A 24,526-nucleotide genomic window follows, 5' to 3' on the forward strand; every position below is an offset into this window, starting at 1 on the left:
ATTCTATAAGTTTTTACTTTTTGTCTATTCCACATCGTTTTTGACACGTCTAATAGACTTTTCAACTCATTTTGTCTATTCGACATCACTTTTAACATGCCCAATAGACTTTTCAACTCATTTTGTCTATTCGACACCATTTTTGTCATGTCCAATAGACTTTTCAACTCATTTTGTCTATTCGACACCATTTTTGTCATGTCCAATAGACTTTTCAACTCATTTTGTCTATTCGACATCCGTTTTGTCATATCCAATAGACTTTTTAGCTCATTTTGGTGATAAGAACCAAAATCTAACACGACTCTTCACCACTCCCAGAACATAATTCCACCAACCAAAATAAAAAATGCTCCGCCTTAAGTTTTTCTACTTAAGGGGGAGCATAGCAAAATCAAAATTAAGATTTCTTAGCTATTGTACTTATATTAACGACGTAGGCCAAGTTGACCGATTAGTGTACGGTAACGAGAAACGTCTTTTTTACGTAAGTAAGTTAGTAAGTGTTTACGACGACCTACCATTTTAAGAAGTCCACGACGTGAGTGGTGGTCTTTTTTGTGGTATGCAAGGTGTTCGTTTAAAGTGTTGATTTCTTCTGTTAATACAGCGATTTGAACTTCAGGAGATCCTGTATCAGTTTCGTGTACGCGGTACTGTTCGATTAGTTCTTGTTTTCTTTCTTGTGACATTGACATATTTAAGTCCTCCTATAAAATATATTAACCATTATCCGAGCAAGCGTCGGAGTTTCAACATTGCCAAGATAAGGTACTCGTCATATTATAGCCGTTTTAGCTACTTATTTCAAGTTTAATTCATAAATCTCAGCTTTATAAATCTTTTAATAGCTCGCGCGCTTTTTTGGCATCGCCGTCAATCGCTTCGATTAAAGGCTCGATACCATCAAATTTTTCTTCATCACGCACAAAGTAATGCCAATAGATCGTCACGTTTTCACCGTAGATATCTTTATTGAAATCAAAGAGATAAACTTCAGTTGTGAGTCGTGCATTGTCATGGAAAGTAGGTTTAACACCGACACTTGCCACACCTTTATAGACGGTATCATCGTTTTCAATCGTCATAGTCACAGCGTAAGATCCATTCGCTGGCATAAAGTAGCGGTAGTTTGGTTCAATGTTGGCAGTTGGAAAACCAATTGTTCTCCCCCGTTTTTCCCCTTGGACCACTATACCTTCTATATCATAAGGTCGACCTAAAGCAATATTTGCTTTTTCAAGTTCTTTTGTTTCTAGGTAATGTCTAATGCGCGTTGTCGATACTTTTTCATCAAGATACTTGAATTTATCAACGACAGTCATAGAAAAATCATCACTGTAGGCTTTTAAGTCTTCTACTGTGCCTTTGCCTTTTTTACCATAAGTATAATCAAAGCCTGAAATTAAAGCCTTGATATTAGATTTGATAATATATTCTTGGACAAAGAAATCCTGTTCAAGTCCTGCAAAGCTACTAGAGAAGTTAATGATTAATAAGTAATCGATATCTAGAGCCTCGAGCTTTTTAATTTTAACGTCCATCGGTGTTAAATAAGTGGTTCTTTGATGACTTGGATCTAAGACAACTGATGGATGTGGATCAAAGGTCACAACCATTTTCTTTAAGCCTTTTTCATCAGCGATTTTTTTCATCGTATTAATGACATCGAGGTGTCCACGGTGGAGACCATCAAAAAAACCGATGGCAGCAGCTGATGGTTCAAGCGATGAAAGGTCTTCTTCATTTGGATAGTGCAATCTAAATATTTCCATATGTCCCCCATAAATTACTAAACATTTTATATGGCTTTAACTGCTCTAACTTTTCACTATGCGTTTTATACAGCGCTAAGGGCATATCCCCATCAGTAAAAAAGACAATATCGAGCTCAGATAAAGCTAGCTTCTTTAATATATCATTTTTCTGGAGTTTTTGCCCAGTCATGACTTTATACTTTAAGGACTCATCATGACTAAGATCCATTCGAGTAAATTCGTCTAACATATCGATAATGGGAATCAGTTGGAGTTCTTCTTCAGACTTCTGTATATCCTCTAAAGGTACGGCTTGCTCTATTGTAAAGCCGCATGATCCTGTCCGTCTTAAGTAAGACATGTGGGCCGGATAGCCGAGGAATTTCCCTATATCATAGGCAAGCGTTCTAATATAAGTACCTTTTGAACAAGTCACATCAATATCAAAGGATAAACAATCATCGTGATAGTTTAAATCAGATACTAAGTTTAAGGATGAAATGTAAACCGACTTTATTGGTCTTTCTACTGCTTCCCCTTCTCTTGCATACCAGTAAAGCTTTCTACCATTGACTTTAACCGAGCTATACAGTGGTACCATTTGGTCGTAGTTGCCGATAAAATGCTCTAGAGCCTTTTTTATATCCTCTTCAGTCAAGGTTTTAGGCACACTTTGACTCGCTATTACTTGACCACTTGCATCCTCAGTGTCAGTGGAAACACCTAGGGTGACTGTCGCACTGTAGCGCTTATCTCTTTCTTGAAGTATTTCTGTTAGTTTAGTCGCATCACCAACTACGATTGGTAAGACACCTGTCACTTCGGGATCTAATGTGCCTGTATGACCGACCTTTTTTGTTCCTAAAACTCTTCTCATTTTATAGATCACATCGTGGGAAGTCATTCCCTTTGGTTTGTCGACTGGAAACACGCCGTGCATCGTCACCTAGCTTCAACTCCTTTATATGTAAGAATATCCGCATCAGCACTTATATAAGTGTTGATACGGATATGGTTTATTCTTCGCGCTTTTTAATGTCACTTAACAGTGATTCAATTTTTTGACCATATTCGATAGAATTGTCATATTTAAATTGAATTTCTGGTGCTTTTCTTAGGCGAATGTTTGTTGCGACAGCTTTTCTAAATAAGCCGTTAAACTTATCTAAAGTGTCCTGAACAAATTCTTTGTTGTTGTTCAGACTCGTAAAGTAAGCTGTTGCAATTTCATTTTCTTTTGTCACTTCGACTTCTGTAATAGTGACCATACCAAGATCTGGTTCTTTATCAGATACAGTTGTACGAATTTCTTCGCTTAGAACTTTTTTAATTTCTTCAGCAATTCTTTCATTTCTTTGTGACATATTATTTCCTCTCAATCTCTACCATAATGAATGGCTCTATTTGGTCGCCTTCTTTGATATCGTTGAAGTTTTTAATTGTCAATCCACACTCATAACCTGCTGTAACTTCTTTAGCGTCATCTTTAAAACGTTTCAAGGTATCTAACTCACCTTCGTAAACGACGATGCTATCACGAATGACTCTTACTCCAGAATCACGTGTAATCTTACCATCTGTTACATATGCTCCGGCAATTGTACCGACTTTAGATACTTTAAAGATTTCACGTACTTCCACATTACCAATCACTTTTTCTTCGTATTCAGGATCGAGCATACCTTTCATAGCAGCTTCGATTTCTTCGATTACTTTATAGATAATGTTGTGGAGACGCATGTCAATTTGATTCGCTTCTGCAGCTCTTTTCGCGTTGACGTCAGGACGGACGTTGAAACCGATAATGATAGCACTAGATGCATTAGCAAGTGTCACGTCAGATTCGTTAATTGCACCAACCCCAGTATGAATGATGCGAACATTAACACCTTCTACATCGATCTTCATTAATGAGGCACTTAATGCTTCTACTGAACCTTGTGCATCACCTTTGATGATGATATTTAAGTCTTTCATTTCGCCTTCTTTCATCTGTTCGAATAAGTTATCAAGCGAAACTTTTTGAGTGACTTCTCTATCTCTAATGATCTTATCTTGATGGCGTGCTTCACCAATTTGACGTGCTTTTTTATCGTCTTTAAAGACTACAAAACGGTCACCCGCTTCAGGCACATCGTTGATACCCGTAATTTCTACTGGTACAGATGGTCCTGCAGATTGGATTCTCTCACCAATATCACTTACCATAGCACGGACTTTACCGAAAGTTGAACCAACTACAATTGAGTCTCCCACTTTTAAAGTACCATGTTGAACGAGTAAGCTTGCTGCTGGTCCACGTGATTTGTCTAACTCAGCATCGATTACTGTACCAATTGCTGGTAATTCACTTGTCGTTTTTAATTCTGATACTTCTGTAACCAGATTAATCATTTCAAGTAAGTCATCAATACCATCACCTGTTAAAGCAGATAGTTGAACGAAGATTGTATCCCCGCCCCAATCTTCAGGATAAAGACCATGTTCACCTAATTCCGTCATCACACGATCTGGATTTGCTGTCGGTTTATCGACCTTGTTGACTGCAACAATAATTGGAACTTCCGCAGCCTTAGCATGGTTGATTGCTTCAATTGTTTGTGGCATAACACCATCATCTGCTGCAACGACTAGAACTGTGATGTCTGTTACTTGAGCACCACGTGCACGCATCGTTGTAAAGGCCGCGTGTCCTGGTGTATCTAGGAAGGTAATTTTCTTACCATCGTGTTCGATCTGATAGGCACCGACATGCTGAGTAATACCGCCTGCTTCACCAGCAGTTACGCGTGTGTTACGAATAGAGTCAAGTAAGGTTGTTTTACCGTGGTCAACGTGACCCATGATCGTCACAACACTTGGACGCTCTTCATCTAATTTTTCTTCATCTAAGTCAAAGAAGTGATTTAAATCAGTATCATCAATTTCTACAACAAGTTCAGAAGTAAAACCATAGTTATCGGCAATGACTTCAACTGAATCTTGATCTAGTGATTGGTTGATGTTAGTCACAACACCTAGCATGAACAAGTCTTTAACGACAGTTGATGCATCGACGTTAATTTTCTCTGCTAATTCACCAACAGTGATACCTTCTTCATAAGTGAAGTGTTTATCCTCTGTTTGATCATTTTTAGCTGGAGCAGACTTTTCTTTTGTCTGTTTATTTTGCTTGTCTTGTTTTTTGTTTTGTTTCTTAGGTCCGTTATTTTGTTTTTGGCCTCTGTTTTGGTTTCTGTTTTGGTTCTTGTTTTGACCTTTATTTTGGCCTTTGTTTGTTTCTTTATTTTTGGATGCTTGGTTTTTATATTTCTGATCAAGCACTTTTAGCACATCATCTTCTATAGATGACATATGACTTTTAACTTCAATGTTTTTTGATTCTAAAAAGTCAATGACCTCTTTACTTGATAAACCTATCTCTTTGGCGTACTCATGAATTCTAATTTTACTCATTGAACCAATCCCTTCTATGTGAGCTCTTTGATTGCCTTGGCAAATCCCTTGTCTGTAATTGCGAGCGTGACGCGATTAAAGGTGCCTGTCGCTTGTGAGAGCTCAGCGTTTGTATACTTGTCAATGATAGTGACTTGGTAAGTTTGACACTTATCATTCATTCGCTTTGTAGTACTATTACCCGCATCTTTAGCTAAAAACACAAGACGTGCTTTATTTGACTTAACAGCTTCTAGTGTTTTTTCTTCTCCGTTAACGGTTTTACCTGCACTTGTTGCAAGTCCTAAATAATTCAAGATTTTATCATTCATCGTTTAGGTATATCCTCTCTATAGATCAAACGGATAATTTCATCGTAGACCGGATCGAGACTTTCAGTATCCTTTGCGAGTGCTTTTTCTAAGGCTTTTTTCTCTCTGGCAGCCTGTACTTTTTCTAGATCTTTAACGACATAGCTACCACGGCCATTTTTCTTACCTGTAGCATCAGCGAAGACTTCGCCTTCTTTCGTTTTAACGACGCGGATTAAATCAGCCTTAGGATGCATTTCATTAGTTAGAATACATTTTCTCATGGGAATTTTCCGTGCCATATCTACACCTCTTATTCGAAATCGATGCCTTGTTCACGAGCATCTGATTCACTTTTAATGTCGATCTTCCAACCAGTTAATTTAGCAGCAAGTCGTGTGTTCTGACCTTTTTTACCAATAGCTAATGATAATTGATGGTCTGGAACAACAACGACTGTGGATTTGTTTTCTTCATCTACTGTTACACTGACAACTTGTGATGGGCTTAAAGCGTTTTTAACAAATACTTTAGGGTCTTCATCCCAAAGAACAATATCAATTTTTTCACCATGTAATTCATCTACAATCGCTTCAACACGGGCACCACGTGCACCAACACATGAACCGACTGCATCTACATCTGGGTTGTCTGCATGGACACTAATCTTAGAGCGTTCACCCGCTTCTCGAGCCACACTCATCACTTCTACAGTACCATCAAAGATCTCTGGAACTTCTTCTTCAAAAAGACGTTTTAGTAGATTCGGATGCGTTCTAGATACAAAGATTTGTGGGCCTTTTGTCGTCTGCTCAACCTTGTTGACATAGACCTTAATTCTTTCATTCGGAATGTAAGACTCATTCGGCATACGTTCACTTTCAGCAAGCACCGCATCTGTCTTACCGAGTTGAATGTAAACAAAACGGTGGTCCACTCGGTCAATTAGACCTGTTAAGACTTCATTTTCTTTGTCGATAAACTCATCGTATAAAATACTGCGTTCAGCATCTCTAATACGTTGCATTACTGCTTGTTTAGCGGCCTGGGCACCAACGCGGTTAAAGTCTTTAGGTGTGACATCTTCGTCAAATGGATCGCCAACTTCATAAGCTGGGTTGTAGTCTCTAGCAGTCATTAAATCTATTTCTGCAGTTGGATCTTCAACTTCTTCCACCACATCTTTTCTAGAAATCACACGATAACTTCCATTTTCTAAGTTTAAATCTATGGATACATTTTTATGCTCTTGATAATTTTTCTTGTAAGCAGTAATAAGAGCAGCTTCTATCGCATCCACCAAAACTTCCATCGGAATGTTTTTTTCTTTGTGGATGAATTCAACCGCATTGACCAATTCTTTATTCACTCAAATTTCCTCCGTTCTAAAGTAGTACAGCTTTTCTAATTGTGGCAATCTTGTCTCTGTCGACTGTAATTGTTTTCTTACGAGTTTTCACTTTGTACTCTACAGTGATTGACTCTTCGTCGTATGAAGTAAGAATACCTGTCCATTCTTTCTCTCCATCGATTTGTTGATAGGTCTTGATGTAAATACCTTTATTAAGTGTCAATTCTAAGTCTTCGTCATCCTTGATAGGACGTTCTGCACCGGGAGATGACACGTCTAGGTAATAGCCACCTTGAACAAGATCCCATTCATCGAGTTTGGCACTGAGGATTTCAGAGAAATCGGCACAATCATCAAGTGTAATACCACCTTTTTTATCCAGGTAAATTCTCAGGAAAAAATCTGGTCCTTCTTTTACATAGGCAACTTCTACGAGTTTAAGGTCATTTTCTTTAGCTATTGGCTCGACATGTGTATATACTTCTTGTTCAGTTCGATTCATGTCAAAATCCCCCTTTCAAAAGTAAGAGAAGAACGGGTAAACCCGTTCTTCTCTTAGAGACTGAGTATTTAAATCAATAATATTATATCATATATAGATTGATGCTGCAAGATTGTTAAATGTCAAAGATTGACAACTGTGCCTTGTCTGGTAAGTGGTCTAAACTACCAAGTTCTGTTAAGTAATCAATTAATTTTTGAGAGACACCCGCTTTTTTATTTAAATCTTCTTTCGAGATAAAACCTTCGTCTTCTCTTGCTTCAACGATTCTCTTAGCCACTGAATGACCGAGGCCAGGCACTGCTTCAAATGGTGGAATTAAAGTATTCCCTTCAATAATAAATTCAGTAGCATGTGATTTATCAATATTGACTGCTTGCATCTTAAAGCCACGCTGGGCCATCTCGTTAACCAACTCTAAAACCACGAGTGTATCTTTTTCTTTCTTACTTAGTTCTTGGAAGTTAGAATTCATCTCTTTGACACGGTGACGAATCGTATCTTTATCTTTGACCATAGTTAAGAGGTCAAAGTCTGATGCTCTGACTGTAAAGTAAGACGCATAGTAAAAGAGTGGATAATGTACTTTAAAGTAAGCAATACGTACAGAGTTCAGTACATAAGCTGCTGCGTGAGCTTTCGGGAACATGTATTTTATCTTCTTACAAGAATCAATGTACCAAGACTCAACGCCGTTATCACGCATGGCTTGTTCGTGTTCTGGTGTTAAACCTTTGCCCTTACGTACTTTCTCCATAATGTTAAAGGCAAGGCTTGGCTCTAAGCCCTTATACATTAAGGTCACCATGATGTCATCACGACAACCGATTACGTTTGAAAGGTCACAAATCCCCTTACGAATTAAATCTTGAGCATTGCCTAACCAAACATCTGTCCCATGCGATAGTCCAGATATTTGAACGAGTTCAGAGAATGTTGTTGGACGCGTATCTTCTAGCATCTGTCTAACAAAACCTGTCCCGAATTCTGGAATACCGAGTGTACCAGTCTTACAAAGTATTTGATCTTGATCGACACCGAGTGACTGAGGGCTAGAAAATAGTCCCATCGTTTCAACATCATCTGTCGGTACAGTCGTCGGATCAATGCCTGATAAGTCTTGTAACATGCGGATCATGGTCGGGTCATCGTGTCCAAGAATATCAAGTTTTAAGAGGTTGTTATCGATGGAGTGGAAGTCAAAGTGAGTCGTCTTCCATTCCGCTTCTATATCATCCGCTGGATACTGGATCGGTGTAAAGTCGTAAATATCCATGTTATCCGGCACGACGATAATACCGCCTGGGTGTTGACCAGTTGTCCGTTTGACACCCGAGCAACCGAGAACTAAACGATCAATTTCTGCACCGCGTTTGTGCAAGCCATTATCGTTTAAGTAGCCTTTGACATAGCCAAAGGCAGTTTTCTCTGCCACTGTACCAATAGTTCCTGCACGGTATACATAATCCTCACCAAAGAGTTCCTTAGTATAGTTATGTGCTTTTGGTTGATAAACACCAGAGAAGTTTAAGTCAATATCTGGTACTTTATCTCCTTTAAAACCAAGGAAGGTTTCAAATGGAATATCTTGTCCTTCTTTAATGAGCTCAACCTGACAGTTGTCGCATTTTTTATCCGGTAAATCATAACCAGATGATACCGAACCGTCTGTGAAAAACTCAGACATCTTACACTCTGGACAAACGTAGTGTGGCGGTAGTGGATTGACTTCTGTAATCTCTGTCATAGTTGCGACAAGTGACGATCCAACAGACCCCCTTGAACCTACCAAGTAACCATCATCTAAAGAGCGTTTAACCAGCTTATGAGAGATTAAGTAAATTACAGCAAAGCCGTTACCGATAATACTTTCTAATTCTTTTTCTAGACGGTCGACGACTATTTGAGGTACGTCCTCGCCGTAGAGTTTTTTAGCATTATCGTAAGACATCTGTCTGATTTCTTCTTCCGCTCCTTCAATTTTTGGCGGATACAGATCTTTTTTAATGACTTCAACAGGATCGATTAAACTCGCGATATGTCGAGTATTTTTAACGACGATTTCTTTCGCTACTTCTTCACCTAAAAAGTCGAAGAGTTCAAGCATCTCATCAGTCGTTCTGTAGTGTGCATCTGGCAGTTTACCTCTAGACAGTGGATTACCAGGATTTGATTTAACCAAGATATCACGAGATAGTTTATCCGATTCATCTAGGTAGTGCACATTACCTGTTGCAACGACCGGTTTATCTAGTTCTTTACCAAGTTTGATAATATTTGAAATAATTTCTTCTAAAACTGCTTCATCTCGAATTACTTCACGGTCTAGGAGTCTTTGATATAAAGGTTTTGGAAAGACTTCTAAGTAATCATAGAAGACCGCTTTTTTCTTAGCTTCTTCATAAGACTTTTGCATCATGGCTGTAAATACTTCGCCGTTATCACAAGCAGAACCAATTAAAAGCCCGTCTCTATAGTTTTCTAGCACCTGTCTCTTAATACGCGGTGTCTTATAAAAGTGATCTGTTAGTGACAGACTGACAATCTTAAAGAGATTTTTTAAACCTGTATTATTTTTAACTAAGATTGATACATGGCTTGGCATAGCACGCTTATATGAGTCACTATTTGATAAGGATGAGTTAATATCCTGATGATTAGTAATACCGTAATCTCTTTTTAATTGTGCCATCATTTTAATAAAGATATAAGCAGTCGCTTCCGCATCATAGATTGCTCTATGGTGTTGAGTCAAATCAACATTGTAATGTTTAGCGAGTATATTCAAACCGTGCTTTTTCATCTTAGTATTGATCGTTCTAGAAAGTTCAAGCGTATCGATTACACCATTCGTCGACTTACCATAGCCTTGTTTTTCATAAGCTTCATCGATAAAGCCCATATCAAAACTCGCGTTATGGGCAACAAATATCGCGTCACCTACCCAGTCCTTAAAGTCACTGATTACTTCACTAATAGGTGGTGCATCGACTAACATATCATCAGTAATACCTGTTAATTCCTTAATGAGCTCAGTTAATTTTTCACCAGGATTTGAGAAGCGTTCAAACTTATCAATGACTTCCCCATTTCTAACCTTAACCCCGGCAAGTTCAATAATCTGATCATATTTTGAAGACAAGCCTGTTGTCTCAACGTCAAAGACAACAAAGTCATGTTGTTCTAAATCATAATCTTGTGGTCGATAAGCAATTGGAGCACCGTCATCAACGAGCATTCCTTCCATACCAAAGATCATCTTAAAGTTATCATCTCCACTGGTCGCGTTAAACGCTTCAGGGAAGGCTTGCACATTATTATGGTCAGTAATGGCGAGCGCATCATGGCCAAGTTGTTTTGCCCTTTTAATGTACTCACTAATACTCGTCATACCATCCATTTGACTCATGCTCGAATGAAGATGTAATTCAACTCTCTTTTCTTCAGCTGTATCTTTTTTAGGCTTTTTATTAATGGCAGTGAGGTTACGAATATTTAAGACCATATCACGTGTAAATTCATCGTATTCAACACGGCCTTCAATAATAACCCAATCACCAGCAGATAAAACCTTAAAGACATCTTCATCGTTTTTACCATGGCGAGAAAACATCTTAGCCATAATTGAGTCCGTATAGTCGGTGAGTTTGATTTGTAAGATTTGTCGACCGCTTTTTAGTTCACGAATTTCTTTATCGAAGATATGCCCTTCAATCTTGACGCTATGTTCTTCGTCAAAAATATTTTCAAGTGGTCTGACGCCATCAAAGTTTTGAGGTTTACCAATTTGCTTAGGCACATCCAAATCGTCTTTTTTATCTTCTGTTTCTTGCTCTTTTTGCTTAATAAACTCCGTAATCAAAGCTTCTTTTTCATTTGAAATCCTATCTTCTAATGCCTGACTTCTAGATGTTTGTAAATTATTGTCCACTGTGACTTTGACACCATCTAAGTGAATACCAAAGTACAAGAAGGCTTTACTTAAATTACCGTTGATATGTTTATTAAAATGCGCTTCTTCAATGGCATTTTTTACTGCAATTAAAAGTGTTTGATCTTCTAGTTTTTTTGCAGTCTGTTTTAACTGATGTTTAATATTATCGTTAATCGACAGACTATCTACAGCTAAGGAAAAATAATCGAGGACGTTTTCTTCATTAAATTCACTCGCATGCATAATTAACTCTGTCTTTGCGATATCTTTAAAGGCTTCTTTAATGCTATTGTTCATCAGTTGATAAAGTGCCGAAGGAATTGTTCGATCTGTCTTTAAGTGAAACTGCCACAGTCTTAGTGAATCGTTAACCACTAGACGTGTCAGTTCTGCATTTTCCAAATAATTATTCGGTGAAATATTTGCTCTATCAAGCAATATCTTTAGTTTATCTTGTCCATCCACTTGTATAACACTCCTAGAAAAGGTAAATGACTGAAAAACGCGTAAATCTATGATTTACGCGTAGTTATTGTCTGTTAAATATGTGCTTAAGTCAGCGATGTTGACTTCTGTTGATGCTTCCTCAAGACGACCTTTAACTTCTACTATACCATCTTTAGCACCACGGCCAACAACAATACGTACAGGTAAGCCGATCAGTTCTGAATCCGCAAACTTAACACCAGCACGCTCGTTACGATCATCATATAGTACTTTATAGTCTTCTTCTAAGATGTCATAAAGTTTTTCTGCTGTCTCTGTAATCGTTTCGTCTTTAGTGTTAGCAGTAATGATATGAATATCAAATGGCGTAATAGATTTTGGCCAGTAAATACCTTTATCATCGTGGTGACTTTCAACAACCGCTGATAAGACACGTGATATACCAATACCGTAACATCCCATTAAGACAGGCGCTTGACGTCCATTTTGATCAAGGACTTTAAAATTCATCGCTTCTGAATATTTCGTTCCGAGTTTAAAGACTTGTCCGACTTCAATACCTCGCATAAATTTAGCAGGTCCTGAACCGTCTTCTAGCATTTCACCTTCATTGATGAAACGGAAATCTCCAATACCTTCTGCTTGGAAATCGCGGTCATGGTTGACGTTGATAGTGTGGTAACCTGTTTGGTTTGCTCCAACTGGATAGTTTCTCATAGCAGCAACTTGATAATCTAAATAAACTGGAATAGATGCTTTAACAGGTCCAAGTGAACCAGGGCTTGCATTCAATTCAGCAATGATCTCTTCATCAGTTGCCATATCAATCACTTCTGCTTGGAAGAACGATTTAACCTTAACATCATTTAATTCTTGATCGCCGCGAAGCACAATCATTTTTAAGTTGTCATCTGCTTTGATGACCATAGTCTTAGTTGTTTCTTCTATATTAACTGATAAAAAGTCAGCTAATTCTTTAACCGTCTTCACATTAGGTGTTTCTATAGTCTCTGAATCTTTAAGCGCTTCATCGCTAACTGACTCAGGTTTTGGTGCCACAGCTTTTTCTATATTGGCAGCATAGTCACTTGTTTCAGAAAAGACAATCGTATCTTCACCGATATCACTTAAAGCCATAAATTCATGCGTATGGCTACCACCGATTGAACCACCGTCTGCTTCAACTGCTCTAAAGTCTAAGTCTAGACGAGAAAAAATACGGCTGTAAGCATCGTACATGTCGTGATAAGTTTTATCTAAAGATTCTTCATCAATATGGAATGAATAGGCATCTTTCATAATGAACTCACGACCACGTAAGAGACCAAATCTAGGTCTTAACTCATCGCGAAACTTAGTCTGAATTTGAAAGAGTGTCAGTGGTAATTTTTTATAACTCTTCAGTTCATCTCGAACTAGATCAGTAATGACTTCTTCATGCGTTGGCCCAAGTGCGAACTCACGGTCATGACGGTCTTTTAATCTCATTAATTCCTTACCATAAGCTTGCCATCTTCCTGACTCTTCCCATAGTTCTTTAGGGTGCAATACAGGTAGATGAACTTCTGCGCCTCCAATTGCCATCATTTCTTCCCTTACTATATCTTGAATATTATTTAAGACTAGTTGTGTAATTGGCAAATATGCATAAATTCCTCTAGCTAACTGCTTAATCATCCCTGATTTTAACATCAGACGATGACTTAAGCTTTCAGCTTCTGTTGGGGTCTCCCTCATCGTTGGGATAAACATTTGTGATTGTCTCAAGTTAGTTCACTCCTATAAGAAAAATGTTTTTATATCGTTCCAGGTGACGAGCACCATAATAACTAGAACAAATAACACACCGATTAATTGAATATTGAGTTCTACTTTACGGTTGACTGGTTTTCTAAATATACCTTCATATAATACAAAACAAATTCTACCGCCATCTAAGGCTGGAATTGGCAATAAGTTCATTATACCTAAATTCACACTTAAGAGGGCTGTAAAGCGCATTAAAACTAAAATACCCTCAGCAGCAACAGACTCTGTCACCTTGTAAATTCCAACGGGTCCGTTTAACATATCAAAGCTAAAGCCGCCTGTAAAAATGGTCCCAATCATTCTAACCACTAGTTCAAAGATTAAGGACATGCTGGAAATAGTTTCTTCTATTCCCCACCAAATCGGTTGAAGTACACCATTTTCGAAATAAGCACCCACTCCGATAATCAAACGTTCTTGAACTGTTCCATCCGGTAATTCCGTCTCATCAACAATTGGTTTTAATGTTTCAGTTCTATATTCACCATCTGATTCAATCAATAATTCTTGAGGTTTACCCTCACCTTCTTGAATCAAGGTTGTCATATGAGACCAGCTTTCTACAGTCTTACCGTTTATCTCTTCAATACGGTCACCCGTCTCTAGATTGATTTCTTCAGCTGGTGTATCTTCTACAACTTGACCAACGATTGGTTCATCGCTTGCCTTACCTTGGATGTAAAAGAGCACTGTAAAGAGCACAAAAGCGAGTAAGAAGTTAAAGAGGGGTCCAGCAAAAAGCGTTAAAAATCTCTGCCAAACAGTCTTTGATTCAAATCTTGCTGATAACGGTGCAATTCTTTCTAACTCTGAATCTTCTACAAAATAAGTCTCTTCACTAAAGTGATAAGTGACGACTTCATTATCTGTTAAGCGGTATGCCTTAATATACATACCTTCCGAAATATCTGATTCGATAATTTCAACTTCTTCGACATATTGGAAGTTGTGCTTATCATCAAGTAGAATGTGCGTAACTTCGTCAGCATCATTTACTTTAATTTGAACTCTCATACCTGTATTTAAAGGATTGATTTCCATATCTTTTGAAGCCATGCGAACATAGCCACCGATAGGTAACAATCTAATTGTATATTGCGTATCATTTTTTTTATAAGAAAATATTTTTGGACCCATTCCAATCGCAAATTCTGGACACAAAATACCTGCCTTTTTAGCAAAGTACATATGACCAAATTCATGGACAGTAACGAGTACTCCAAAAACAACTATAAATGCTAAAATTCCTACCACTTACTTCACCTCATATCAGTTTTGTATTCGGCGTCAAGGCTCAGTATAGTGTCTAAGCTCGGATTTTGAATATTTTCGTGACTCAACATTCTATCTTCCACAATCTCTTCAATTTCCAAGAAGCTTATTCTTCCAGCTAAAAATTCTGCGACTGCATACTCATTGGCTGCATTCATCACAGTCGGAAGTGTACCACCTGATTCCAGCGCTTGATAAGCGAATTTTAACATCTTGAAGCGGTCAAAATCCATTTCTTTAAAGTTTAATTGACTCAATTCTTCAAACTTTAAGGGATTGTTTTTATAAATTCGATCAGGATGAGTAAAAGCATATTGAATGGCAGTTCTCATATCTGAATTTCCTATCTGAGCCATAATACTATTATCGATAAACTCCACCATAGAGTGAATAATACTCTCTTTATGAAGGAGTGTTTTTATCTTGTCAGCTTCAAGACCAAAGAGATGTTTTGCTTCGATGACTTCAAAACCTTTATTCATCATAGTTGCAGAGTCAATAGTAATCTTCTGACCCATAGACCAGTTGGGGTGATTTAAAGCATCTTTTAAGCTGACGTGTTTCAGTTGGTCTCGACTTAAGTCTCTAAAAGAGCCTCCACTTGCAGTGATGATCAAGTTTGAGACGCTCTTGATATCTTCACCTTTTAAACATTGAAACAGTGCAGAATGTTCTGAATCTACAGGGATAATATTTACACCTTTGTCGTAGGCGCGTTTCATGACGATGTCACCTGCTGCGACCAAGGTTTCCTTATTTGCTAAGGCAATATCTGTGCCTTGATCAATTGCACTTAAGGTCGGTTTTAAACCTACACTGCCCATAATTGCTGTTAAGAGTAAATCTGTTTTTGAACTCGCTACCTCAATTAGACCTTCTTCACCATAGTTAAAATGAATCTCAGGGTATAGTTTAGATAGTTCTCGAGCATCTTTTTCATCTTGAACGCTAACGAGCTCGGGACGAAAATCAGTTAGAATTTCCTTTAGCTTAACCATATTGCGTCCAACTGATATTGCACCGAGCTTAAAGTGTTCAGGGTTATTTTTAATTACGTCGATACTTTGGCTGCCGATAGAACCCGTCGCACCAAGTATTGATATTGTTTTTACCATATTTAGTCACCTTGTTAAGATATTATCGGTAGAATATTCATCAGGGGTAAGACGAAGATAAAACTATCAAAGCGGTCTAAAATTCCCCCGTGTCCAGGTAAAATGTTACCTGAGTCTTTGACGTCAAAGTGACGTTTTAAGGCAGACTCCACCAAGTCTCCTAGCTGTCCTACTATGGATAGAATAATTGTAAATGGAATAATAAGCCATAAAGACCCTTCCATCCAGTTTAAAGACACAAAAACGATTGGAATTAAAATAGATAAGACTGTGCCACCTAAGGAGCCTTCAATAGTCTTATTAGGAGAAATTTGTGGCCATAGTTTTCTATTACCAAAAGCTTTACCGAAAAGATAAGCCCCAGTATCTGTTAGCCAGACAATCAGTAGCGCATATAAGATATAGATGAGTCCTGCTTCACGCGTTTCATAAAAGTACATAAAACCAATGCCAATGTAGGCAACCGCAAGAACACAAAAGCCCATATCTACAAAATTGAATCTATTTTTTGAGACGACAGTCGTTGATAGCATAATGAGAGCTAAGCCCACAATAATCTCAAGTTGCCAATCTCCGAGCCAGGTCGTATAGGAATCTTTAGGTATTAAAATCATACAGAGAGCGACTAAAGACAAAATTCCTGGAAGTGAAAAAATATGGATGCGATTCATCTTTAGTATTTCATACAGCGCAGTAATCGCCATTAAGTAAACCAGAATTAATAATGGCCAATTACCGAGTACTACTATAGGTAAAAATAACAGCAGTGCAATAATTGCTGTTATCGTTCTAGTCCTCATCTACACCATCCTCCTCTTTTAATCCACCAAAGCGACGTTCTCTTTTTTGATATTGATAAATTAAATCATCTAATTCTTCAGTAGAAAATTCTGGCCATAATGTATGCGAAAAGAATAGTTCACTATAGGATGATTGCCATAGAAGGAAATTGCTTAAACGGTATTCTCCAGAAGTTCGAATGATCATTTCTGGATCGGGTATTCCATTAGTCATCAGGTAAGAATCGATAAGATTATTGTCAATCTCTTCTTCATCAATTCGTCCAGCTTTAGCATCTTTAACGATGTTTTTTATCGCCCACTGGATTTCATCTCTCGCACCATAGTTCAAGGCGAAAATTAAATTCAATCCCGTATTATCTTTCGTTCGATCAATGGCGGTTTGAACTGCTTTTTTAGTATGCTTTGGCAGGTCATTGAAATGCCCAATGGTTGTCACCTTAACATTTTTCTCCATCAATTCAGGTAAAAATGTGCCGAGGAAATCCGTCGGTAACTTAAGTAGGTACTTGACCTCACTTGAAGGCCTTGACCAGTTTTCTGTTGAAAATGCATAAAGTGTTAAATATTTTACATCTAAGTTCGATAGATGCCTGACAATGCTTTTAACATTTTGCATTCCTTCATAATGTCCCTTGATACGAGGCAAACCTCTTAATTGTGCATATCTACCATTACCATCCATAATGATTGCAATATGCTTTGGTAATGGTCTCGTATTTACAGTTTGACTTTTTGTGGCTTTAAACATGACAATCCTCCGTGCCGTCTATGTATATGTATAATGATCTTTTCTTCGATTAATTAATTTTAACATATATGTATAATAAAAAAACAGGTAAGTCCCCTTACCTGTTTCTACTTTAAACTTCTAGGATATCTTTTTCTTTATCGTCGCATAAGCTATCTACTTGTGCGATAAATTTATCAGTTAATTTTTGAACATCATCTGTTAAATTACGCAGTTCATCTTCTGAGATATTCCCTGCTTTCTCTTCGGCTTTTAAGTCATCGTTAGAGTCACGACGGACATTACGGATGGCAACTTTTGCAGTTTCGCCTTCCTTACGTGCATCTTTAACAAATTCCTTACGACGATCTTCAGTCAGTTGTGGTACTGTAATTCTGATTAAAGTTCCATCACTTGTAGGGTTAACGCCTAAGTCTGCAATTTGGATTGCTTTTAAGACGTCATCAACAGATCCTTTGTCATAAGGCTGAACGACTAACATACGAGCTTCAGGTACAGAAATACTTGCAAGCTGATTGATTGGAGTATCTGCTCCGTAATAATTTACTGTTACTCTATCAAGCATACTTGAGTTGGCAGCACCTGTACGGATCCCAGCCAATTCTCTTTGCAAACTTTCGATAGATTTAGACATTTTTTGCTCAGTTGTTTTTAATACAGCATCACTCATAGAAAAATCTTCTCCTATTATTTTGTAATTGTGGTACCGATTGTTTCACCGGATACAGCACGTTTAATATTACCATCTTCTGTAATTGAAAATACCACAAGTGGAATGTTGTTGTCCATACAGAAGGAAGATGCAGTTGAATCCATCACTTGTAAATTATTCTGAAGCATTTCCATGTAAGTTAATGATTCGTATTTCACTGCATTTTTATCCGTCTTAGGATCTGCAGAATAGACGCCATCAACATTGTTTTTGCCCATTAGAATAACATCAGCTTCAACTTCAGCCGCACGTAGTGCAGCGGTCGTATCAGTTGAGAAGTATGGATTACCAATTCCAGCAGCAAAGATCACAACACGGCCTTTTTCTAGATGACGGATTGCACGTCTTCTAATATACGGCTCTGCAACTTGTTTCATTTCAATAGACGTTAACACTCTTGTTTCATGTCCGAGTTGTTCAAGGCTATCTTGAAGTGCAAGTGAGTTCATGACCGTCGCAAGCATGCCCATATAGTCAGCTGTACCGCGGTCCATACCTAAGTCACTTCCTATTTTACCTCGCCATATATTGCCACCACCGACAATAATCGCCATTTCAACACCAAGTTTTTCAGCTTCTGATACCTGTTTTGCAATATTTTTAATGACAACAGGGTTGATACCAAAGCCATCATCGCCCGCTAGTGCTTCACCACTTAGCTTTAGGACAACGCGTTTAAATTTTGAAGTTTCAGCCATGTGTTTCAATCCTTTTCTTATGAAATTATCTTAGAAAAAAAGACACCGAAGTGTCTTTTTTAAAACTTATTTTTTAACTTGACCTAGTACTTCATCAGCGAAGTTTTCTTCACGTTTTTCCATACCTTCACCTAGTTCGAAACGAACAAAGTTAACAAGTTTAGCATCTTTAGTGTCTAGGTACTGCTGTACAGTTTGATCAGAATCTTTAACAAATGGCTGATCTACAATGCAAATTTCTTCTAAGTACTTACGAATTCTACCTTCAACCATTTTATCAACGATTTTTTCTGGTTTTCCTTCGTTAAGTGCTTGCTGACGTAATACTTCACGTTCGTGATCTAATTCAGCAGGATCAACTTGATCGCGTGATACATATTTAGGGTTTAATGCTGCTGCGTGCATAGCAACGTCTTTAGCAACATTCTCATCAGTTGTACCTTCAACAACTGTAAGTACACCAATACGTCCACCCATGTGCATGTACTGACCGAAAGCACCGTTGTCAGTCTTAGTTTCAACTGCAAAACGTCTGATGCTTAATTTTTCACCAATTGTAGCAACTGCATTATTCATTAATGAAGTAACAGATTCACCGTCAACTTCTGATTCATACAATTCTTCTACACTTGCAGGTTTTGTATTAAGGATGTGTGATGCAATAGTTTTAACTAATTCTTGGAAACTTTCGTTTCTTGCAACGAAGTCAGTTTCAGAGTTGATTTCAACGATTACAGCTTCGTTACCTTCAGAAGTGATGTAAACTACACCTTCTGCTGCGATACGGTCTGCTTTTTTAGCTGCTTTAGCAATACCGTTTTCACGTAGGTAGTCAATCGCTTTGTCGATGTCGCCATCAGTTTCAACTAGAGCTTTTTTACAATCCATCATACCTGCGCCAGTTTTTTCACGTAATTCTTTTACTAATTTTGCTGAAATAGCCATGTTCTCAGTCCTCCATAACTTTGTTTAAAAAAAGGTGATAAGTTTTAACGCTTATCACCAAGATTGTCTTAAATATTACTCGTTATCTTCTGAAGTCTCAGTTGAAGCTTCTTCTGTTAGATCGATGTTTTGTTCTTCTGCAACTTCTTCATCAGAGATACCACGTTGACCTTCTAAAACAGCATCTGCCATTTTGCTAGTCATTAATCTAACCGCACGAATTGCATCGTCGTTAGCAGGGATTACGTAGTCAACCTCATCTGGATCACAGTTAGTATCAACCATCGCAACGATAGGAATGTTTAATTTCTTAGCTTCAGCGATCGCGTTACGCTCTTTACGTGGGTCAACGATGAAAATAGCACTTGGCATTTTCTTCATGTCACGAATTCCGCCTAGGAATTTGTTCAAGCGTGCGTATTCTTTACGAAGTTCAACAACTTCTTTTTTAGGAAGTACATCAAAGATGCCATCTGCTTCCATTTTTTCAATTTCAGAAATTCTCTTAATACGTTTGTTAATTGTTTGGTAGTTAGTTAAAATACCACCTAACCAACGTTGGTTAACGTAAAGTTGTCCAGCACGTTCTGCTTCTTCTTTGATAGCATCTTGTGCTTGTTTCTTAGTACCAACGAACAAGACTTGTCCGCCTTCTTCAGAAACAGATTTTACGAAATCGTATGCTTCCGCAACCTTCTTAACTGTTTTTTGTAAGTCGATAATGTAGATACCGTTACGTTCCGTAAAGATGTATTTAGACATCTTAGGGTTCCAACGACGCGTTTGGTGTCCGAAGTGTACACCAGCTTCAAGCAATTGTTTCATAGTAATTACTGCCATGTTTGTTTCCTCCTCTGGTTTTATACCTCCAATTTCGCGCTGTTTAACCACCATATAGGCACCGGTTAAACCCCTACAAAATTGTGCGTATTTGGTCCTTTGACCGTTTTAAACTATAACATATTGAAAATTACTTTGCAAGCTTAGCTTTCTTTTCTAAGCTCTGGTAAGAAGTCTTCTTTTTTCACTTTGATGAAAGTTCCTTTCATACCAAGTGAACGTGATTCGATAACCCCTGCACTTTCTAATTTACGTAACGCATTTACAATTACTGAACGTGTAATACCAACACGGTCTGCAATTTTAGAAGCAACGAGTAGACCTTCGTCTGCATCTAGTTCATCAAAAATGTGTTCAATTGCTTCTCTTTCAGAATATGATAAAGAACGAATCGCCATAGCAATGCTCGCCTTATCGCGTGCTTTTTGTTCTACTTCATCATTTTTCTCTCTCAAGATTTCCATACCTACTACTGTTGCAGTATATTCTGCAAGTACTAGGTCATCTTCTGAGAATTCAGTTTCGCTACGCCCAAGTATTAAAGTTCCAAGGCGGTTACCCCCACCGTAAATAGGAACGATACATGTCTCAGAATCCTGGTAAGAATCTTCTGTTGGGAAAATAGTAAGCTCATCTTCAAATGCAATGTTTTCACGTGTTTCTGTTAGACGCATAATCTGACTAACATATTCTTCAGGAAACTGTCTGTTTTCAAACATTTTAACAATACGATCGTTTTCAATCGCTTCTACTTGTCCAATTCCAAGAAGTTTACCTCGCTTTGAGACGATAAAAGCATTACATTCTAAAACGCGACTTACCTTGTCTGCTACTTCTTCAAAATCTACTTTGATTGTAGAACTCGACTGAATTAAATTGTTAATTTCTCTTGTTTTCTGTAATAAACTGGCCATAATGGTCACTCCTAATTTTTTATAAAATAAATTCGCTTAAGTTTTTATCTGTTGAGATATGGGCTAATTTAGAATCTACATATTGTTTTGTTATTTCAACGTGTGCACCTTGCATATTGCTCGCTTCAAACAGTAGCTCTTCTAGTAAAGTTTCTAAAATCGTATGCAGTCGTCTTGCACCAATGTCATCATTTGTACTATTCACCTGGTAAGCAATTTCAGCTAATGTGTGAATAGCTTCATCCGTAAAGGTCACGCTGACTTCTTCCGTTGCAAGTAGTGCTTTATACTGCTCTAACAGTGAAAACTTCGGTTCTTTTAGAATGCGTTCAAAGTCCTCAGCTTTAAGCTTATCGAGCTCTACTCTTAGTGGAAAACGCCCTTGCAGTTCAGGAATAAGATCACTTGGTTTACTCACATGGAAAGCACCTGCACCGATAAAGAGAATATAATCTGTTTTAATGGTGCCGTACTTCGTTTGCACTTGAGAGCCCTCTACAATCGGTAGAATATCTCTTTGTACACCTTCACGAGACACATCTCCTGAGTGTTGACTACTCTTAGCGATCTTATCTATCTCATCGATAAAAATAATTCCTGTCATTTCAGCGAGTTCAATCGCTTCATCGTTAACATTATCTAGATCGATGAGTTTTTCTGCTTCTTCATCTTTTAAATATTGACGCGCTTTTTTAACTGTCATGGTACGTTTATGTTTTTTCTTAGGCATTAGGTTTTGAAGCATATCTCCCATACCATTATTATCCATACCTGGCATCATCATGCCGAGTTGATTACCTTGTTCAGTTACTTCAATCGTTACTTTTTCATTTTCGAGCTGACCATTTTCGAGTTGAGATTTGATGTCTTTTCGCTTAGTGCGAACAGTATCATCCACCTCTTCGACTTCTTCTGGTTTACTCTGGTTCATCAGCATTTCAAAAGGATTGTTTGACGCTGGTTTTTTTACCTTTTTACCTGGTGCTAATAAAGTCACTAGGCGTTCATTAGCTAAGTTTAAAGCATCATCTTCAACTTCTTTTTTCTTTTGATCCTTGACCATTCTAACTGAAGCTTCGACTAAATCTCTCACCATAGATTCTACATCGCGGCCAACATAACCGACCTCCGTGTACTTAGTTGCTTCTACTTTGGTGTAAGGACTGCCGGTGATTTTAGCAATACGACGTGCAATTTCGGTTTTACCAACACCAGTTGGTCCGATCATTAAAATGTTCTTCGGAATCACTTCTTCTTTTAAATCATCTTCCAACTTCATTCTTCTATAACGGTTCTGCATAGCGATAGCGACTTTTTTCTTAGCTTCACTTTGTCCGATGATACTTTCATCTAAAAGTGTCGTTATTTCCTTTGGAGAAAGGTTTTTATTAGACATATATCTCACCTTTATATTTAATCGATTGTCTCTACAATTATATTGCTATTTGTGAATACACAAATTTCACTTGCCAGTCTTAAGCTTTCTTCTGCGATGTCTTTTGCATTTAAGTCTCCGCCGTGCTTAACAAGTGCCCGACCTGCAGCTAAGGCATAGTTACCACCTGAACCAATGGCAAGAATTCCATCGTCAGGTTCAATCACTTCACCTGTACCTGAGACGAGCAATAAATTATCTTGGTCCATGACGATGAGCATCGCTTCAAGTTGTCTCAGCATCTTATCTCCACGCCATTCTTTGGCAAGCTCTACTGCTGCTCTTTGGAGGTTGCCATTATATTCGTAAAGATTCGCTTCAAATTTCTCTGACAGTGTAAAAGCATCTGCTACACTTCCTGCAAAACCAGTAATGACTTTATCGTTAAACAGACGTCTAACTTTTCTAGCAGTGTGTTTCATGACGACCTGATTACCAAGTGTCACTTGACCATCACCTGCCATTGCCATTTCTCCTTTATGTTTTACGGCAAATATCGTTGTCATTTGTGTCCCCTCTTCTTATTAGCCGGATGGGCCTTTAAATATGTTTCTCTCATCTGTTCAGTTGTGACATGAGTATAGCGCTGAGTTGTTGATAAAGACTCATGTCCAAGTAAATCTTGGACAGCCCTTAAGTCAGCACCATTATTTAACATGTGTGTTGCAAATGTATGTCTAAAGGTATGCGGATGAATATCTAAATGCAGCGCACTTCTTTTAACTACCATATCAAGAATATGGCGTAGGCCACGCACTGTTAAATGCTCGCCTCTTGCATTTAGCCAGATCGGTGAATCATCATCGAGCTTTGTGTCGTACTTATCTAGATAGTCTATTAAAGCACGACTCGCATGGTCATTAAAAGGCACGACTCTCCACTTCCTACCTTTTCCTAATACCCTAACAACTTGAACAGTAAAATCGAAATCTGTTTTTTTTATATTAATCATTTCACTTGCCCGCATGCCAGTTGCATATAATAATTCAAGAATTGCCCTATCTCTGACATACATCGGATGATTTTTGTCTAGACTATCAAATAAAGCATTGATTTCATTGTCATATAAAAAATCTGGCAAGCTGCTTTCCTTTTTAGGGAAAGGCAAATTGACGAATGGATTCGAATCAAGTTTTTTCCGATCAACTAGATAATGATAATAACTTCTCAAAGTTGAAATTTTACGGGATACTGTTGATTTTTTTAATCCTCGATCATATAACATCGCTAAGTAATTTCTAGCATCAGTATATTTAAATTCTCCAACCGTTAAACTTTCAGTCTTTAAAAAAGTTATGAATTCATGAATGTCATGATCATAACTTCTAAGTGTATGTGATGAAAAATTTCGTTGATACTCTAGCATCCTAAGAAAGTCACTTACATATATGGTAACCACCTTCTTACTTTATCTGAATTTTATCACAATTGTGAATATATAGCCAAATAATATAAGCTGTATACTCCCTATGAATTCCATTAGTTATTTTAAACTATT

The 24,526-nt window shown here is 37.8% G+C and carries 23 protein-coding genes; all 23 read right to left on the bottom strand.

What is annotated here, in order from left to right:
• Nucleotides 1-428: 428 nt before the first annotated feature.
• The 23 genes from rpsO to xerA all read right to left on the bottom strand — a co-directional run bounded on the left by rpsO (nt 429) and on the right by xerA (nt 24,418).
• A complete protein-coding gene (gene rpsO, locus JEOSCH030_RS07850) occupies nt 429-698 on the bottom strand; it encodes a 30S ribosomal protein S15 (RefSeq protein ID WP_185126039.1) in 270 nt (89 codons plus the stop codon).
• Between the two features lie 135 nt (nt 699-833).
• Entirely contained in the window at nt 834-1,775 is a 942-nt protein-coding gene (ribF, locus tag JEOSCH030_RS07855) for a riboflavin biosynthesis protein RibF (RefSeq protein ID WP_185126040.1), read from the bottom strand.
• The gene (gene truB, locus JEOSCH030_RS07860; protein ID WP_185126552.1) at nt 1,762-2,697 is read right to left on the bottom strand and encodes a tRNA pseudouridine(55) synthase TruB; all 936 of its coding nucleotides are present in this window, start codon (nt 2,695-2,697) and stop codon (nt 1,762-1,764) included. Before truB ends, ribF begins: the two co-directional genes overlap by 14 nt.
• 76 nt (nt 2,698-2,773) lie before the next feature.
• A complete protein-coding gene (rbfA, locus tag JEOSCH030_RS07865) occupies nt 2,774-3,121 on the bottom strand; it encodes a 30S ribosome-binding factor RbfA (protein WP_185126041.1) in 348 nt (115 codons plus the stop codon).
• 1 nt (nt 3,122) lies between these two features.
• Nucleotides 3,123-5,213 (bottom strand): translation initiation factor IF-2, encoded by a 2,091-nt coding sequence (infB, locus tag JEOSCH030_RS07870; RefSeq protein ID WP_185126042.1) that lies wholly within the window; start codon nt 5,211-5,213, stop codon nt 3,123-3,125.
• Between the two features lie 14 nt (nt 5,214-5,227).
• A complete protein-coding gene (locus JEOSCH030_RS07875; protein ID WP_185126043.1) occupies nt 5,228-5,524 on the bottom strand; it encodes a L7Ae/L30e/S12e/Gadd45 family ribosomal protein in 297 nt (98 codons plus the stop codon).
• The gene (gene rnpM, locus JEOSCH030_RS07880) at nt 5,521-5,805 is read right to left on the bottom strand and encodes an RNase P modulator RnpM (protein ID WP_185126044.1); all 285 of its coding nucleotides are present in this window, start codon (nt 5,803-5,805) and stop codon (nt 5,521-5,523) included. Before rnpM ends, JEOSCH030_RS07875 begins: the two co-directional genes overlap by 4 nt.
• Nucleotides 5,806-5,816: 11 nt before the next feature.
• Nucleotides 5,817-6,872 (bottom strand): transcription termination factor NusA, encoded by a 1,056-nt coding sequence (nusA, locus tag JEOSCH030_RS07885; protein ID WP_185126045.1) that lies wholly within the window; start codon nt 6,870-6,872, stop codon nt 5,817-5,819.
• A 16-nt stretch (nt 6,873-6,888) separates the two neighbouring features.
• The gene (gene rimP / locus JEOSCH030_RS07890) at nt 6,889-7,356 is read right to left on the bottom strand and encodes a ribosome maturation factor RimP (protein ID WP_185126046.1); all 468 of its coding nucleotides are present in this window, start codon (nt 7,354-7,356) and stop codon (nt 6,889-6,891) included.
• A gap of 115 nt (nt 7,357-7,471) precedes the next feature.
• Nucleotides 7,472-11,755, bottom strand: a complete 4,284-nt coding sequence (locus JEOSCH030_RS07895; RefSeq protein ID WP_185126047.1) for a PolC-type DNA polymerase III — start codon at nt 11,753-11,755, stop codon at nt 7,472-7,474.
• Between the two features lie 54 nt (nt 11,756-11,809).
• Nucleotides 11,810-13,504 (bottom strand): proline--tRNA ligase, encoded by a 1,695-nt coding sequence (locus tag JEOSCH030_RS07900; RefSeq protein WP_185126048.1) that lies wholly within the window; start codon nt 13,502-13,504, stop codon nt 11,810-11,812.
• 12 nt (nt 13,505-13,516) lie between these two features.
• Nucleotides 13,517-14,800 carry an RIP metalloprotease RseP gene (gene rseP / locus JEOSCH030_RS07905; protein WP_185126049.1) on the bottom strand — a complete coding sequence of 428 codons (1,284 nt, stop codon included), beginning with the start codon at nt 14,798-14,800 and terminating at the stop codon, nt 13,517-13,519.
• A 5-nt stretch (nt 14,801-14,805) separates the two neighbouring features.
• Nucleotides 14,806-15,933, bottom strand: a complete 1,128-nt coding sequence (gene dxr / locus JEOSCH030_RS07910; RefSeq protein ID WP_185126050.1) for a 1-deoxy-D-xylulose-5-phosphate reductoisomerase — start codon at nt 15,931-15,933, stop codon at nt 14,806-14,808.
• A 14-nt stretch (nt 15,934-15,947) separates the two neighbouring features.
• A complete protein-coding gene (locus tag JEOSCH030_RS07915; protein WP_185126051.1) occupies nt 15,948-16,733 on the bottom strand; it encodes a phosphatidate cytidylyltransferase in 786 nt (261 codons plus the stop codon).
• Nucleotides 16,723-17,484 (bottom strand): isoprenyl transferase, encoded by a 762-nt coding sequence (locus JEOSCH030_RS07920; protein WP_185126052.1) that lies wholly within the window; start codon nt 17,482-17,484, stop codon nt 16,723-16,725. The genes JEOSCH030_RS07915 and JEOSCH030_RS07920 overlap by 11 nt, the downstream gene beginning before the upstream one ends.
• A gap of 112 nt (nt 17,485-17,596) precedes the next feature.
• Nucleotides 17,597-18,154 carry a ribosome recycling factor gene (frr, locus tag JEOSCH030_RS07925; protein WP_185126053.1) on the bottom strand — a complete coding sequence of 186 codons (558 nt, stop codon included), beginning with the start codon at nt 18,152-18,154 and terminating at the stop codon, nt 17,597-17,599.
• A 17-nt stretch (nt 18,155-18,171) separates the two neighbouring features.
• Entirely contained in the window at nt 18,172-18,894 is a 723-nt protein-coding gene (gene pyrH / locus JEOSCH030_RS07930; protein ID WP_185126054.1) for a UMP kinase, read from the bottom strand.
• 66 nt (nt 18,895-18,960) lie between these two features.
• Complete coding sequence (tsf, locus tag JEOSCH030_RS07935) at nt 18,961-19,839, bottom strand: translation elongation factor Ts (RefSeq protein WP_185126055.1); 879 nt, start codon at nt 19,837-19,839, stop codon at nt 18,961-18,963.
• A gap of 75 nt (nt 19,840-19,914) precedes the next feature.
• Nucleotides 19,915-20,679, bottom strand: coding sequence for a 30S ribosomal protein S2 (gene rpsB / locus JEOSCH030_RS07940; protein ID WP_185126056.1), 765 nt, complete (start codon nt 20,677-20,679; stop codon nt 19,915-19,917).
• A 143-nt stretch (nt 20,680-20,822) separates the two neighbouring features.
• Nucleotides 20,823-21,593: a GTP-sensing pleiotropic transcriptional regulator CodY gene (gene codY, locus JEOSCH030_RS07945; protein WP_185126057.1), complete on the bottom strand. Its 771-nt coding sequence runs from the start codon at nt 21,591-21,593 to the stop codon at nt 20,823-20,825.
• Between the two features lie 19 nt (nt 21,594-21,612).
• Nucleotides 21,613-22,989, bottom strand: coding sequence for an ATP-dependent protease ATPase subunit HslU (gene hslU, locus JEOSCH030_RS07950; protein ID WP_185126058.1), 1,377 nt, complete (start codon nt 22,987-22,989; stop codon nt 21,613-21,615).
• 17 nt (nt 22,990-23,006) lie between these two features.
• On the bottom strand, nt 23,007-23,534 hold the full coding sequence (gene hslV, locus JEOSCH030_RS07955) for an HslVU peptidase proteolytic subunit (RefSeq protein ID WP_185126059.1): 528 nt from the start codon (nt 23,532-23,534) through the stop codon (nt 23,007-23,009).
• Complete coding sequence (gene xerA, locus JEOSCH030_RS07960) at nt 23,531-24,418, bottom strand: site-specific tyrosine recombinase/integron integrase (RefSeq protein ID WP_407929474.1); 888 nt, start codon at nt 24,416-24,418, stop codon at nt 23,531-23,533. Before xerA ends, hslV begins: the two co-directional genes overlap by 4 nt.
• Nucleotides 24,419-24,526: the final 108 nt, after the last annotated feature.

Source organism: Jeotgalicoccus meleagridis (assembly GCF_903994045.1).
Lineage (GTDB): Bacteria > Bacillota > Bacilli > Staphylococcales > Salinicoccaceae > Jeotgalicoccus > Jeotgalicoccus meleagridis.

Bases quoted from the DNA above. Each gene is read 5' to 3' on its own strand.
- rbfA (WP_185126041.1), bottom strand. From the start codon at position 3,121: ATGTCACAAAGAAATGAAAGAATTGCTGAAGAAATTAAAAAAGTTCTA.
- frr (WP_185126053.1), bottom strand. From the start codon at position 18,154: ATGAGTGATGCTGTATTAAAAACAACTGAGCAAAAAATGTCTAAATCT.
- infB (WP_185126042.1), bottom strand. From the start codon at position 5,213: ATGAGTAAAATTAGAATTCATGAGTACGCCAAAGAGATAGGTTTATCA.
- rnpM (WP_185126044.1), bottom strand. From the start codon at position 5,805: ATGGCACGGAAAATTCCCATGAGAAAATGTATTCTAACTAATGAAATG.
- rpsO (WP_185126039.1), bottom strand. From the start codon at position 698: ATGTCAATGTCACAAGAAAGAAAACAAGAACTAATCGAACAGTACCGC.
- JEOSCH030_RS07875 (WP_185126043.1), bottom strand. From the start codon at position 5,524: ATGAATGATAAAATCTTGAATTATTTAGGACTTGCAACAAGTGCAGGT.
- JEOSCH030_RS07915 (WP_185126051.1), bottom strand. From the start codon at position 16,733: ATGAGGACTAGAACGATAACAGCAATTATTGCACTGCTGTTATTTTTA.
- rimP (WP_185126046.1), bottom strand. From the start codon at position 7,356: ATGAATCGAACTGAACAAGAAGTATATACACATGTCGAGCCAATAGCT.
- rpsB (WP_185126056.1), bottom strand. From the start codon at position 20,679: ATGGCAGTAATTACTATGAAACAATTGCTTGAAGCTGGTGTACACTTC.
- JEOSCH030_RS07920 (WP_185126052.1), bottom strand. From the start codon at position 17,484: ATGTTTAAAGCCACAAAAAGTCAAACTGTAAATACGAGACCATTACCA.
- ribF (WP_185126040.1), bottom strand. From the start codon at position 1,775: ATGGAAATATTTAGATTGCACTATCCAAATGAAGAAGACCTTTCATCG.
- codY (WP_185126057.1), bottom strand. From the start codon at position 21,593: ATGGCCAGTTTATTACAGAAAACAAGAGAAATTAACAATTTAATTCAG.
- dxr (WP_185126050.1), bottom strand. From the start codon at position 15,933: ATGGTAAAAACAATATCAATACTTGGTGCGACGGGTTCTATCGGCAGC.
- hslV (WP_185126059.1), bottom strand. From the start codon at position 23,534: ATGACAACGATATTTGCCGTAAAACATAAAGGAGAAATGGCAATGGCA.
- hslU (WP_185126058.1), bottom strand. From the start codon at position 22,989: ATGTCTAATAAAAACCTTTCTCCAAAGGAAATAACGACACTTTTAGAT.
- tsf (WP_185126055.1), bottom strand. From the start codon at position 19,839: ATGGCTATTTCAGCAAAATTAGTAAAAGAATTACGTGAAAAAACTGGC.
- truB (WP_185126552.1), bottom strand. From the start codon at position 2,697: ATGCACGGCGTGTTTCCAGTCGACAAACCAAAGGGAATGACTTCCCAC.
- pyrH (WP_185126054.1), bottom strand. From the start codon at position 18,894: ATGGCTGAAACTTCAAAATTTAAACGCGTTGTCCTAAAGCTAAGTGGT.